The organism is Brakhagea baltica (assembly GCF_052161605.1).
Lineage (GTDB): Bacteria > Planctomycetota > Planctomycetia > Pirellulales > Pirellulaceae > JBKCUI01.
This window is the reverse complement of record NZ_CP197409.1, coordinates 366,636-380,065: the sequence shown is the minus strand read 5'-3', so window position 1 is coordinate 380,065 and position 13,430 is coordinate 366,636. Positions and strand designations below refer to the sequence as shown.

Below are 13,430 nucleotides of genomic sequence, written 5' to 3'. Positions count from 1 at the left end.
CCCGCGAGCCTCTTCGCAGGCACAATCCCAATGGCTTTTGACCCAATGGCTTTTGAATCGGTGAATCAAGTCTACGGCAAATCTCTCTCGGTCGAGACAGGATCGAGGTTGCACTTAGGATTGCTGGAGATTTGCCCTGCGCAACCCAATCTCTTTGGTGGTATTGGGCTCATGGCGGCCAGCCCAGTCACTCGACTGGAGGGAATCACATTTCCCGACTCAATCGCGGCAGCTGCCGATCCATCGGATGTCGTTATCGTAGCAGATGATTACTGGAAGCCTCGGATCCAAGAACTGTGCAAACGCTGGCTGCTGGTCCATGAGTTGGGGCGGGTTCCATTGCGACAGATAGTGCTTCTGAAACAAGCGCCGGCACACTGCGGGCTGGGCTCGGGTACTCAGGTTGCTTGTGCAGTGGTGGCTCTGCTAGAAGCCGCTGCCGGACGTGGGATCTCCAACATAGAGCACCTCCGGCATTTGACGGGACGCGGAGCTCGCTCATGTGTCGGCCTCCAAGGATTTCTAGAGGGAGGCTTTATTGTCGATTACGGCCAAGACGCACAAAAAGCGAATCGAACGGTGCGATACCCGTTCCCGCAAGATTGGCGGCTCATACTCATCCGAGCTTCAACGAACGCCGGCGACTCCGGATCTGCCGAGCAAAAGATGTTCGCAGAATGTGCGTCTGTTCCCAATCCTAATCGGAGCCGCATGTTGGAACTGATCGAATCCGAGATCGTCCCTTCCGTTCTCGCAGAAGATTGGGATCTCTGGGATCGCTCTGTTGGCTTATACGGATACTATGCAGGTCAAGTTTTCGCTGCGGGACAAGGTGGAGTCTACCGAACCAAGGAGATTGGTCAGGTCGTCGACGCACTGGCTCGTCTCGGCTGTTTTGGCGTCGCGCAAAGCAGTTGGGGTCCGACGGTTCTGGCGGTTACCAAAGATGCTGAACACGCGAAGTGGTTGACGACAAAGGTGAACGAGTTTTTTCCTCATGCCAACACCGATGTCGCGACCGTTCAAAACGGTTTGGCAACCATACAATAACCACTAGATGCACCGACCATGAGTTACATTGGCAGACTCGCTCCCAGCCCCACCGGTGCTCAACATCTCGGAAACGCGCGTACCTATCTCGTCGCTTGGCTTCATGCTCGATCGCAGAACGGAAAACTCCTTCTTCGAATTGAGGATCTCGATACGCCACGAACCAAAACCGGTGCAGAGAATCAAATCTTTACCGACCTCGAATGGCTCGGACTGGATTGGGACTCGGACGGGCATGATCTCGGCTTTGTCAGACAATCTGACAAATGGAAAAGGTACACCGAAGTACTGGAGTACTTAAAACAACGAGAGCTTGTTTATCCGTGTACTTGCTCACGAAGCGAAATCGACGAGGCTGCCAGCGCTCCCCACGAGTCGTTTCTGGACGGTGTCGTCTATCCCGGCAGCTGCGCTAGGTACCAAGTTTCGGATGCAGCGCGATTCGACTCGCAGGGGCTTAAATACGCGTGGCGATTTCGCTTCACAAAGGATAGCTTGGTGGACTGGGTGGATCTCTTGGCCGGGAAACAGGAATTGATTCCTTCTAGAGCCTTGGGAGACTTCGTGGTCGCAAGAAACTATGGGCCCGTGGCCTATCAATTAGCGGTGGTGGTCGATGATCACGACGCCGAAATCAGTTGCGTGGTTCGAGGTAATGATCTGATTTATAGCACTTACAGGCAATTGGCAATCTACGAGGCGTTGGGCTGGCGAGCTCCTCAGTGGATTCATGTCCCCTTAGTCGTCGGACTGGATGGGCGCCGATTGGCAAAGCGGCATGGAGACACGCGGCTGAGTTCCTATCGCGACCGTGGGACGCCCCCTGAGACACTTCTAGGTGCGTTAGCCTCAAGCTTGGGAATCACGCGTCAGGACAGACCGATGACAGCCCAACAAATTCTGGAACAAGTACGCGGCACCCCTGGGTGGCTACCACGCATTCCCGCAGAACCATTCATCTGGCGAGAGTCTGTCCCCTAGGAGCAACACTTTTCGCTGAACGCCACCAATTTCACCCTCTCCAAACTGCGTTTGGGGAGGGGCAGCCCGCGATAGCGTGGCTCGGTAGTGGGTGGCACGCGTTGTTTAAAGGGCGATCATCGAAAAGTGTCTTAGAAGAAGGGATTGTCCTTTCTGCGCTGCGGTGCTTTTAAGAAGCCCTCTGCGACCTTAAGATCTTCCTTGGTGGTGATTTTGATATTGGATTCTGACCCCTCAACACAGTGGACAGGAATCCCGAGCGATTCGACCAGCTGAGCATCATCGGTCGGGCTACCCCCAATGTTGGCATAGGCTTTTTTGATCAATTCGGTGCGGAACACTTGTGGTGTCTGCGCTTGCCAAAGTCCGTCGCGAGAAACCGTTTCCAGCACTTTTCCATTCGGATCACAACGTTTCACGGTAGCCCGAATAGGTGATCCGAGAAGTGCGGCACCTTTCTCATCGGCGGCACCGAGTACAGAATCAAAGGCGCTACGGGTCAAACACGGCCGAGCCGCATCGTGTACCGCCACGAGTCGCACGGCATCATTCACTTTTTCGAGCGCATTCTTGATACTTTCGAATCGCTCGCGACCACCGAGAACTAACTCGACCCCCAGCATGGTAAGTGTGCCCGAAAACTTTTCTTGGACCATCTCTTTGTCTTCAGGAGAGATCGCCATAATAATTTGGGCGACCCTCGGATGATCGGAAAACATTTGTGCGCTATGCTGCCACACAGGCTTGCCCGAACAGAGGGTGAAGACTTTCTTCATGTAAGGATCGCGAAACCGCGTGCTCTTACCCGCTGCTGCCAAGATGATGGAAACGTCACGTCGCATTGGTGTCTACTATTGTACGAGAATAGGGCCGTGTTGGTTACTTTAGTCCCGTTCCAAGAGATCGTCCACTGAGTGCACCTCGCACACCGAGCTGGCCTGGATCCCGCGCGACTTTGTCGGCGAAAACCCGGGCATCGTCAACGATCGGTTGCAAGCGAGATGCGATTTGTCGAACGTTTGCGGATGCCGTTTCGATGTTCCGCATCGTCTCGATAGCTTGGAAGTAAAGCCGGTCGTCATCGATCAACTGTTTGATCGTACCGTTGCCGTTGTTGAGTCGAGTCGCAAATCTTCGCAGATCGGTGGAAAGGACATCGAGGTTGGCGAGCAACGTGGTAGCTCGCTCGACCAGCATCTCACTGTTTTCTTTGACTGGTTCGGTGATCTCAGCGATGTTTTCAATGGCTCGATTCGCGTTGGCGACAGCTTCTTGTACCGATAGCCCAATACCTTCAAAATCCTTGCCGATGCCCTCTAGGCTATTGCTAAAGGTTTCGATGCCTCGGAGTGTGCGCTGCGTTTGTTGTAGCGTCGTTTGAGCCTCGGTGAATAGTTGAGGCAGTAAAGCAATGCTGCGAGAAATAGCATCCGCAACACGCGCGTCCTCGACCTGTTTTGCCACGCGATTGATGGTCGACGAGGTGTCGCTGATGTTGTTCAAGGTGGTTTGAACCGAGTCGGCCATGTTTTTAATAGGTCCTGTACCGCTGTCGATCGACTCTTGTAGAATCGCCGCAATCTGATCAAAGCGTTCGAAAGCAGGCCCAACGCTGGCTAGGGCTTCGAACGGATCTTTGGCAACCTCGCCGCCAGACAAGTAATCTCCGGCAGCTAGCAGTTCTTGGGAGACGCGTTGTTCCGCCTCGTCCAGCATGCCATCCCGTGCCGTGCCTGTGATCCCATCGAATCGGGCCAACATCGACGCTTGTGTGGGCGCGACGAATTCGACAATCGAGTCTCCAGTGATAAGCGATCCCATCGTAATAATGGGGAGCTCCTCTTTCTTGAGCTGATACTCACTTTTGATTTCGAGTGTCAAATCGACACCCCCGCTGCCAGGCCGAAGGAACACGCTTGCAACGCGGCCGATCGTGACTCCATTCTTGCGAACTGGTGTATCCACGGTGACCTTAGGTGTTCGAGGGAAGTTAATACTTACGCGATAGCGCTCCTCCCAAAGAGAAGGCCCACGGCCAAAGAACGCGATCAATAGAACGCAGATAATACAAGCCGCGAGAACCAGTACACCGACACCAAAACGATAGTTGCTATCTTCCATGATTGCCTCGTAACCTAGGATGCGTCCTTGGGTGGCTCGGGATAATGTCGTAGCGAATCCAGATCCCCTCGGCCTTTATCCGCCAGCATTTCCATCAGTCGCTCGCCAGCCTCACCGGCTACGAACTGCTTGACTCGTCGGTCTCGCACTGAGTCGAGTTGGCTGGGGGTACCATCAAACAATATCTGCGACTCACCGGGTTGCAGTCTCGCAAACGGATAAAGCATGATGATGCGGTCTGCGATCTTTCTTGCGGAATGCATGTCGTGTGTAATCACAATGCTCGTGACTTCGTAACGTTTGCGTGTTCGGATGATAAGCTCATTGATCACGTCACTCATGATCGGATCCAACCCGGTCGTCGGTTCATCGTAAAGGAGCAGATCTGGCTCGAGAATCAAAGCCCGCGCGAGACCGACCCGTTTTCGCATCCCACCAGAAAGTTGCGAAGGCTTTTTCGGCAATACATTGGTGGGCAGCCCGACTTCGTTCAGCCGCTCCCGTATGAGGTTCTGTTTGCTCTTGCCTTTGGGGATACCATGTTGATTGAGCGGAAACGCGATGTTTTGCTCGATCGACATGCTGTCAAACAGAGCCGCGTTCTGGAAAACGAATCCGAATCGTTTTCGTAATGCCGTCATGTCGGCATCGTTGAGCGTGCCTATATTTTTGTTATCAAAAATGACCTTGCCAGTGGTTGGCGGTACCAGGCCGACGATCGTTTTCAGCAGCATGGTTTTGCCACAGCCACTCTCGCCGATGATGGCCAGCGTTTGGCCTTTAGGAATGGCAATCGAGATATCGTTGAGAATCGTTTGCTTTCCAAAACGGAGAGTCAAATGCTGAGTCTCAACCAGAGCCGATGGCGTTGGGTCTGGTTCATCGAGAACTTGTTCCAGTAGGCTCGCGTTCATCCGAATAACTTCGAACCTCCCGGCCAAAGTGCGTACTCCAGGCCGTTTAATAGAAGATTCAGAACGATATCCAAAGCTAGGATCATGACGAAACTTTGAACGAATGCCGTTGTGGCTGCACGTCCCACTCCATCCGCTCCAGGCAAGCAATGGAAACCGTGGTAGCAACTCACGATGGCAATGATCGCACCGAACACAATGCTTTTGAATATGCCCGAGAATAGATCAAATCCGTTCACGAAATCGCGACTGTTTCGTAGATATTGAGCGTGATCGATCCCCAGCACAATCACGCTGTGAAAGTAGCCTCCGACGATCCCCATAAAGTCGGCCATGATGGTCAATGCCGGAATCAGCAGTACGCACGCGAGAAATCTCGGGACGACCAGATAATGGATGGGGTTCGCCCCCATGCTGATGAGGGCATCGATTTGCTCGGTGACCCGCATGGTTCCGATGATCGCCGCCATAGCACTACCAACCCGACCGGCCAGCATGGTCGCGGCGAGCACCGGGCCTAGCTCTCTTACCAAGGATTTATTGATGACGGCGCCCAGTCGCGTTTCCAGACCGATGCTCTTAAATTGGTCGTAGCTATGAATTGCTAGCACCATGCCGATGAAGGTGCCGGTTAGTGCGACGACTGGTAGACTCAGGACACCCACGGAATAGAAGCTGGGGAGCAGGGTGTCTTTTTTGGGCCGGGCCGTAAACATCCAGCGAAACATTTGCAGGGCGAAAAGGGTAATATCGCCAACCACGGTCAAGCCAGAAACGACCACGCTACCCCATGCGATAGCGATTTTCTCGATGCCTTTGGGCACCTTCGATCGAAATTTTGAATAGCCACCTTCCGTTGCCATACAAGAAGGATCGGCAGTTAAGACGCGCAGCTTGAGTCGAGTTTGCCGATTGTGCCGATTTTGACGCTAGCAAGCCGAGTGTGTGCTAGCATTTCCGCCGCTTGCGACTTCCGGGCTCGCAACGCGATGCCCGGCAGCGTACGCCTTGTTTAGCCGGACCTGCCCAGCGAGCCGGAAACCTAATGATCCGCCGATCAAGTCGGCGGGATTCGAGGGGGGGCGGGCGTGCGTTTCTTTAGCGAGAAGCCTAACGATCCGCTGTGCAAGCCAGCGGGATTTCCGCATGCCCGTCCCTGGAGACATCAGCGCGGGGCGATGCCAACGCGGTTTGAGGGGGTAGCAGCCAGATCTCCAGCAGATTCAGAGAGGCCAGCAGATGGAAAACGTTCGCGCAGCGAAGCCAATAGTAGCGGAAAGGGCGCAAGCCCTCCGGTAGGGCTACAGCGCCCTCACCGACCATTATTCTACCCAGTTATCTCCCTCACACGGTTGTTTCGGATTTCGTCGCCGAAGGCGACTTTCGGGCTCGCTGCGCATTGCCAGACACCGTACGCCTTGCGGCCTTACGCTATTATTTTTTCGACCTACATCTTTCGACATAAAATAATTAACCGTTGGTATGGAAATCATACCGCTAATCCCCTGGAGACATCAGCGCGGGGCGATGCCCACGCGGTTAAACGAACCGATTAGCTCTACGAGGTGGCTATTCGCTCCAGGTCACACGGACGCTGATGGTGCCGTCGATGGGGACTTCCTTCTTCTCAATCTCTATCGTAAAGCGACCTTCAAAGATGAGCTCCCGATCTGGCAGCTGATTGGCAGATATCAGCCAATTCACGTACGACTCCAACTGCTTCTTCCAATCCCCTTTGCTGGCGGAATCCAGAAGAGCTTCAAGTGGAACCGTTAACTCACTCCCATCGACCGCTGGGATGGGGGACTTGAAAAGGACCGCTCCGAGCTTATCCTCACCTCGCTCCAAATACATTCGAATGGGACGAGACACACCTCCCAACGCAACTTGCTGGCCGACAGATATGTTCAAAGCCATAGGTGACTCGAGCGTTAACTGATCAAAGACGGTCGCATTTCGGACTTTCTTCAGTGTCATCGATCCGTCGAGACGCTGGCTGGTTACCGAGAACCATTGGGACGCGCCCCGTCGCTTCGGCTCATGAATAACCGGAATGAGCAGATGACCACTCGCTCCGTAAGGGGTCGCGACATGAACATCGACATAGCCCTCGTATTCAATATCGTATTCGAGGTCGTTGTTGAACCCGATCTTTGGTGCACGACTCGGCTCGAACGCATTGGGATTCTTCAAAAGCGAATCCCTCAAAATCGGCAGGTTCGGTGGCAGCTTGACCCAAACAATTTGCCTTGAAATCAGATTGAATTCGGTGTCCTCTTGAAGACGGTGATTGCCCGCCAAAATGCTCGTCTCACGAATGCTAAAGTTGTCTCCCGCCAAGAAGAATGTTCCCCCTCTCGTGGGACTATAGCCGGGTGAACCAAACCAACCAGACAGCTCGGGGGCCAATTCTCGCGTTCCCCCACTGAAGATTTCGAAACCACCCTTAACGTTTTCGATCGGAACCTGGCAAGAGATCGACTGCATAGGCAGCCGTTGCTCGAGCTGTTGCACACGACTCAAGACGCGATCCACCTCGCCGTCACGATAAAGATGGGCACATCGAATGCACTCAAGAGCTTGATCCTGCATCTGCTTGATCGCTCGGCTCATCTTCACATCGTCTTGAATGCTGGTCCCCGCGTGACCGGGGCGAACCAATTTGTACCAGTTACCGCGCGTTTCCAAGGTGATGTGCGGTACAAACGAAGGCATGAGCACAATGGCGGTACACTCCCGCATACCCGGCTCAATTTTCTGGGATCGTTCGAGCTGGCGATCTGTGGGGCCCCCTCCGACAAGGTCTCGAAACAAAGTGCGAGCATTACCCTCGACCGGTGGCGTTTGAAATCGAGGCTCGAATCGCCAACCAAAGGTGTTCTCTCCATGACCGAACGCAATCGCAGTACGATTCAGCCCCACCGTAGCAGCATCTCGTTGCAGTCGACGCATCATGTCCATGGCGGCCCCCAAGCCGATCTCTCCCCCCGAAACGGCCAAGGCGACGGCGAGCTGCATTTGACGATAGACCTGTGATGCTTCGCCAATCGATTGCTGCTCGTTTACTGGGTCCAAGGCAAAGACCCGAATCGGCCAACGACAGCGAATGTAATCCGCGAACTGCTGCCTAGCCTCGACGGAAGGATTGGGGCCAAAGTAGGCTTGCCAGGAAAATCCGCAACGGCAGGTTGGTCGCGTTCCAGCGGTTTCTCTTACGTCATCGTTGAGTCGTTCATTCAGTAGGATCGACTCGACGAAGACGCTCCACGCGAGAATGGCAGTCAAACGAGATTTGCCTTGAGAAGCGATATGATCCAAAAACTCTTGCCGATAGGCTGCGAGAGTCTGCGATTGTCGCGTTCGAATCAGATGGTAAAGATACCGCTCGCCCGTTGACTCACGGTCCCACCATGTAAACATCCCGTCCGCGTAAACGAGCTCTACAGCAGCACCGAGCTCTTCCCGAAGGAATGCTTTGGCGTCCATGACCTGCACAACTCGCTTGTTAGGCAGATCTTCGCGAAAGCCCTGCCATGCTTCTACGGCTAGCTGAGCCATCAGCTCTTCGCTGTAGACATCGACCAGTTGCGTGGGAGGGAACGGAAGCTTGGAACGACGATTCCCGGACGCACCGAACGAAATCGAGTTCACGGTCGAAAGGAACTTCATCGCCTCGGTATAGTTCCTAATCTGCTCAAGAGCCGGGAGCGAGAATTTGCTCGAGACCACTTGCTCGATATTAGCAGCAGAGGAGTCGGCCACCACGCGAAGCCTGATCTCCCTGTCACCAGCACCATTGCTGTACATCGCCGTTGCTGGCAGGCTGCTTTTGGCCGGCAAGCTGCTTCCGGCTGGCAGGCTGCTTCCGGCTGGCAGGCTGCTTCCGGCTGGCAGGCTGCTTCCGGCTGTTAGGCTGCTTCCGGCTGTTAGGCTGCTTCTCACGGAAGCTTCATCGATGGTGGCTCGGGTGTCCATTAATCTCGAACCTAGTCTCCGTTCGATGTCTCCCACGAATTCGAGTGCTTTCGAGGCAGGTACCATCTGGAGATCGGTCGAGGTCGTTTGTGAGCCCTCGACGGTTCCCGCGTCGGAAGAAAGTGCGAGGGAGGTTGCTGGACTCTCCAAGCAGCTTGCCAGCAGCAGCTGTTCGGCTTCCGCTTTCAGTACAGCGGCCACAGCTTGCGAAATCTTCTCAATCTCGAGATTCAGTTCAAAGAGTTCCTGCGGGTCGAACTGGATGGGGCGTTGTAGGATACCACCGCTAAAAAATTGCAGGTCGGGCAATTGCTTGATGACCTTGTCCACATCGGGAGGAAGCAGTAGTGGCTTGAACAAGTATTCGCGATTGAACCGAGCGAGCAGTTCAGGCATTTCGTAGTACGCCTTGACCGCTTGCATGATCCTGTCGGTCCGATTCGGATCGCTGTTGAAGAAGCGTGTCAGCGGGATGGAGAGCTGGTCGACAAGATCGTTGGTAACTAAATCCCGGTAGACCATCGGCAAGAGTTCTGGCCCGAGATAGGGATTTGCCGTGACGGTTATCTCGGCTCCATAGCCTTGTTGGCTCAATGTACCTGGTAACAATGAAACCGGAATTCGCACCAAGTTGAGAGAGTAGCCGGGCGCGTCAGAGGTGTCATCCCCCTCGTTGATGCGGCGCAGTTGCCCGATGTGGTTGAGGTACCGATTTAGGTTGTCCAGGACTTGGGTCTGTTCCAATTGCACTTGGTTCGCTTCGAAGAGTCGAAAGAAGGGTGCCGGATTGGTGTTGGTGCCGAGCAGGGGACTGGTTGTATTACCGATCGATTGGTTAATGCTTACGGTTGGCGTTCCGTTCCGAATGGCGGCGGCACCTGCGGAGGTGTTCGGAGCAGAAAAGCTACCCGACTCTCCCATGCCTGTCTCGAAAGCCAATGCGGTCTGCAAAGATGCGACATCGCTCACGAAACTGACTCCGGAAAGTCGTTCTTCTTTGAAATTACCCAGCTGTGCTTTGAGTTGTTTTTCGATTTCCACCCGGAACTGCGTCAGGCGGGCTTCTCCCCAAACGTCCGGAGATTTGGCCGTGACACTTCCCCATTGATTCAAGTGGTGTTCGAGCCAATCTACGTTCGCAGCCAGGCCCTCTAGAGCGGGATCCTTTTGGGTTGCAGGTGGCTTTCCGTGCCCCTTTACGAAGGAGCTCAGTTTGCCAGCAATCTGCGGTGCTGCGGAGGCGGATTTTTCAGCCAGCAAGCAGAGGGTGACCGTTGCGAACAAGGGCACCTGGACCGCAAAGAAAATGCGGGAGACAAGGATTCGGGGCATTTTCGGGGCTCCTATACCCCTCGAGATGGGGCGATAGTATCGGGCAGGACAACGACTACAAATAGATCCCAATGTATTGGTCGGGACGTCTATTCCGAAATTCGGAAATGTAGGATCGTTGCACTACCGATAGAGCCAGAAACGGGGATAGAACCGTCGTTCTACTGAAAAGAATCGTCAAATTCGGCAAACTCCACCAGCTTCACCCACCGCAAACGAGGTTTGGGGTTAGATCAGCCCGTGACAGGGTGGCTCAGCCCGCGACAGCGTGGCTGGGGTGTTTCGCAGGGAGTGTGAAGACGGAAAGACGGTGTCGATCAACGAGAAGGGGCCTAATTTGCGGGCTTGCTTTACGAGCGGTATCGTTTAGCGAAAAGAATGTCCCACAGGTACCATTCGGCGAATACCAAAGCGACGGGTAGAACGAACAAGAGAAACTGCACGACGCCGGTGATTCCAAACAATTCGGAGAACTCAGCCTCAATTCCTCGGGTCAAGGAATAGACGATCCCCATATTGAAAATGAAAAGCAACGAGCTCACACCTACAACGAAGAGAATGTAGGCGGTCAAAAATCGACGTGCTCTCGCCTCGCTCGTCTTATGTTCGTGGTTCGCATGCATTGTCATTCACGACTTTCTAAAGCCTTTTGGGTCCAGCACGGAATTGTCGCATAGAGACAACGCCTCCGCAACATCCCCCATCATAGGGAGCAAGTCAGGTTTCAGTCGTCAGGCTTTAGTCGTCAGCCATTTCACCCGCCCCTTGGGGAGGGTCGAGCTTTAGCTCGGGGAGGGGTGGGAGTCAGGCTTCAGTCCTTTGATGCTCGTTCCCAGGCTCCTGCCTTGTAACGCACTGCCCCTGAGGCTCCCGCCTCACGACATCAGTAGTCAGCAACCAAGTTTCAGTCGTCAGCCCTTAACCCATTTCACCCGCCCCTTTGGGGAGGGTCGAGCGTCAGCTCGGGGAGGGGGGCTGCTGACGCGGCTATAATTGTTTGACCGCGTGGGCATCGCCCCGCGTTGCGGTCTCCAGGGGAGTAGAGGTAGGGATCTTGAGCAAGAGCCACTAAGCAGGGCATCCCTGGGGTGGCGGCTCCAAATGTTGGGTGGCACGTTCTGACGCTCTGACGGACAAGGGGCGCGTAGGGCCGATTCCCCACTGGCTGCTGGATTGTCGAGGGAAAGCCTCCCTGGCCAAAAAGTGTGGTATACTGACAACTCCGTGACGGATTTTCCCCTTAGCGTGGTCTTCTAAGCTTTTTCGGTACTCTTTCGACAATCCAGAGCATGGCAAAGACGGCATTAATTACCGGTGTGACAGGACAGGACGGCTCGTACCTGGCAGAATTTCTTCTGGAGAAAGGCTATGAAGTTCATGGCATTAAACGGCGTGCCTCGTCGTTCAACACCGAGCGTGTGGACCATATTTATCAACCACCGAGCCAAGAAGATGCCACTTTTCGGTTGCATTACGGGGATTTGACCGATAGCTCCAACTTGACACGAATCATTCACGAGGTCCAGCCGGACGAGATTTACAATTTGGGAGCACAATCCCACGTGGCGGTCTCCTTTGAATCGCCGGAGTATACGGCGGATGTCGACGCGATTGGCACGCTGCGCATGCTCGAAGCTATCCGATTTCTCGGCATGGAAAAGAAGACTCGTTTCTATCAAGCGTCCACGTCGGAACTGTACGGTTTGGTCCAGGAGATCCCGCAAAAAGAGACGACCCCGTTTTATCCTCGGTCACCGTACGCCGTCGCGAAACTGTATGCTTATTGGATTACGGTGAACTACCGTGAGTCGTATGGCATGTACGCTTGCAACGGTATCTTGTTTAACCACGAATCCCCGAGACGAGGGGAAACGTTCGTGACTCGCAAGATAACCCGGGGCATTGCAAACATTGCCCAAGGGCTCGAGGACTGTTTGTATCTCGGCAATCTGGATTCGTTGAGGGATTGGGGGCACGCTAAAGATTACGTGCGAATGCAATGGATGATGCTCCAACAGGAAGAGGCAGAAGACTTTGTCATCGCGACGGGACGCCAGATGAGCGTTCGGGAATTCGTTAGACTTTCCGCTTACCACGCAGGCTTGGAAGTGGCGTTTGAAGGTTCCGGGGTCGATGAGATTGCCCGCGTCGTATCCATCCTGGATGAATCGAAAGCCACGGCGGTTTCCGTGGGTGACGTCATCGTCAAGGTTCATCCTCGCTATTTTCGCCCGGCCGAGGTTGAGACTTTGCTCGGTGATCCGGGCAAAGCAAAAACCAAATTGGGCTGGGAGCCGGAGATTACTGTTGAGGAAATGTGCGAGGAAATGGTCGAATCCGATTTGAGCTTGGCCCGCAAGAATGCTTTCTTGAGGCTGCACGGGCATAGCATTAGCGTGGCAAAGGAATAGTGGGCGAACGAGATACGATTTGTTTGGATTTATAACCGCACGGTCGATGCGTTCGGGTTTCCAGGGCAGTCAAGAATTCATATCCAGCAGATTCAAGGACGCCAGCAGATTAAAAACACGTCATCAAGATGTGAGATCATCGTTCCACAATAGGCGTCAAGAAGCGAGGGGCATAGGAAAACATCCTACTTACGACGGACTCTAAGTCCGTCGTACAAAGGAATCGTGTAACCGTTCACGGTGCGAACGGTTACACTGAATAATCATCGACAACGAATATACGCCCCAAAACTTGCTCTCCGCTTACATGGTGTCAGTGGCAGCACGACTAACCGGCTAGACCGCTGCGCCCCGCGACTCCCGCTCTCCGCTGACCTCGCGTCAGTGGGAGCTTGACTCATAGGCTACGCGGCGGTGCCCCGAATCATCAGCGCGTTCCCCCAGCCAGCCAGTCATGCGCTCCACTGAGCAAGCTCAATGGGGGCGAAGAACGCGCGGTGCGTCGTCCGTTACTAGCAAGCGAGTCATCGGTCCACCGACGCGAGGTCGGTGGAGCCGAAAACCGTCCGAACATGGCTCTCCGCTGACCTTGCGTCAGTGGGAGCACGACTAACCGGCTAGACCGCCGCGTCACCCAACCGCCTTC

At 54.3% G+C, this 13,430-nt stretch carries 10 protein-coding genes; 3 read left to right on the top strand and 7 right to left on the bottom strand.

What is annotated here, in order from left to right; genetic code table 11:
- Positions 1-30 precede the first annotated feature (30 nt).
- Both SH449x_RS01545 and gluQRS read left to right on the top strand, forming a co-directional pair.
- The gene (locus SH449x_RS01545) at positions 31-1,050 is read left to right on the top strand and encodes a GHMP family kinase ATP-binding protein (RefSeq protein WP_482379557.1); all 1,020 of its coding nucleotides are present in this window, start codon (positions 31-33) and stop codon (positions 1,048-1,050) included.
- An 18-nt stretch (positions 1,051-1,068) separates the two neighbouring features.
- Positions 1,069-2,031, top strand: coding sequence for a tRNA glutamyl-Q(34) synthetase GluQRS (gene gluQRS, locus SH449x_RS01540; RefSeq protein ID WP_482379556.1), 963 nt, complete (start codon positions 1,069-1,071; stop codon positions 2,029-2,031).
- A gap of 131 nt (positions 2,032-2,162) precedes the next feature.
- Here gluQRS and ispD read toward each other — a convergent pair whose 3' ends face one another.
- The 7 genes from ispD to SH449x_RS01505 form a co-directional block, all read right to left on the bottom strand.
- Positions 2,163-2,873 carry a 2-C-methyl-D-erythritol 4-phosphate cytidylyltransferase gene (ispD, locus tag SH449x_RS01535; protein WP_482379555.1) on the bottom strand — a complete coding sequence of 237 codons (711 nt, stop codon included), beginning with the start codon at positions 2,871-2,873 and terminating at the stop codon, positions 2,163-2,165.
- Positions 2,874-2,910: 37 nt separating this feature from the next.
- Entirely contained in the window at positions 2,911-4,152 is a 1,242-nt protein-coding gene (locus SH449x_RS01530) for an MlaD family protein (RefSeq protein WP_482379554.1), read from the bottom strand.
- A 14-nt stretch (positions 4,153-4,166) separates the two neighbouring features.
- Entirely contained in the window at positions 4,167-5,066 is a 900-nt protein-coding gene (locus SH449x_RS01525; RefSeq protein WP_482379553.1) for an ABC transporter ATP-binding protein, read from the bottom strand.
- A complete protein-coding gene (locus SH449x_RS01520; RefSeq protein ID WP_482379552.1) occupies positions 5,063-5,890 on the bottom strand; it encodes an MlaE family ABC transporter permease in 828 nt (275 codons plus the stop codon). The genes SH449x_RS01525 and SH449x_RS01520 overlap by 4 nt, the downstream gene beginning before the upstream one ends.
- A 105-nt stretch (positions 5,891-5,995) precedes the next feature.
- On the bottom strand, positions 5,996-6,214 hold the full coding sequence (locus SH449x_RS01515) for a hypothetical protein (RefSeq protein ID WP_482379551.1): 219 nt from the start codon (positions 6,212-6,214) through the stop codon (positions 5,996-5,998).
- Between the two features lie 421 nt (positions 6,215-6,635).
- A complete protein-coding gene (locus tag SH449x_RS01510; RefSeq protein WP_482379550.1) occupies positions 6,636-10,373 on the bottom strand; it encodes a hypothetical protein in 3,738 nt (1,245 codons plus the stop codon).
- A gap of 350 nt (positions 10,374-10,723) precedes the next feature.
- Positions 10,724-11,002: a hypothetical protein gene (locus SH449x_RS01505; RefSeq protein WP_482379549.1), complete on the bottom strand. Its 279-nt coding sequence runs from the start codon at positions 11,000-11,002 to the stop codon at positions 10,724-10,726.
- 660 nt (positions 11,003-11,662) lie between these two features.
- Here SH449x_RS01505 and gmd point away from each other — a divergent pair.
- Complete coding sequence (gmd, locus tag SH449x_RS01500; RefSeq protein WP_482379548.1) at positions 11,663-12,784, top strand: GDP-mannose 4,6-dehydratase; 1,122 nt, start codon at positions 11,663-11,665, stop codon at positions 12,782-12,784.
- Positions 12,785-13,430 lie beyond the last annotated feature (646 nt).

Bases quoted from the DNA above. Each gene is read 5' to 3' on its own strand.
- SH449x_RS01530 (WP_482379554.1), bottom strand. From the start codon at position 4,152: ATGGAAGATAGCAACTATCGTTTTGGTGTCGGTGTACTGGTTCTCGCG.
- gluQRS (WP_482379556.1), top strand. From the start codon at position 1,069: ATGAGTTACATTGGCAGACTCGCTCCCAGCCCCACCGGTGCTCAACAT.
- SH449x_RS01510 (WP_482379550.1), bottom strand. From the start codon at position 10,373: ATGCCCCGAATCCTTGTCTCCCGCATTTTCTTTGCGGTCCAGGTGCCC.
- SH449x_RS01525 (WP_482379553.1), bottom strand. From the start codon at position 5,066: ATGAACGCGAGCCTACTGGAACAAGTTCTCGATGAACCAGACCCAACG.
- gmd (WP_482379548.1), top strand. From the start codon at position 11,663: ATGGCAAAGACGGCATTAATTACCGGTGTGACAGGACAGGACGGCTCG.
- SH449x_RS01545 (WP_482379557.1), top strand. From the start codon at position 31: ATGGCTTTTGACCCAATGGCTTTTGAATCGGTGAATCAAGTCTACGGC.
- SH449x_RS01505 (WP_482379549.1), bottom strand. From the start codon at position 11,002: ATGACAATGCATGCGAACCACGAACATAAGACGAGCGAGGCGAGAGCA.
- SH449x_RS01515 (WP_482379551.1), bottom strand. From the start codon at position 6,214: ATGCGGAAATCCCGCTGGCTTGCACAGCGGATCGTTAGGCTTCTCGCT.
- ispD (WP_482379555.1), bottom strand. From the start codon at position 2,873: ATGCGACGTGACGTTTCCATCATCTTGGCAGCAGCGGGTAAGAGCACG.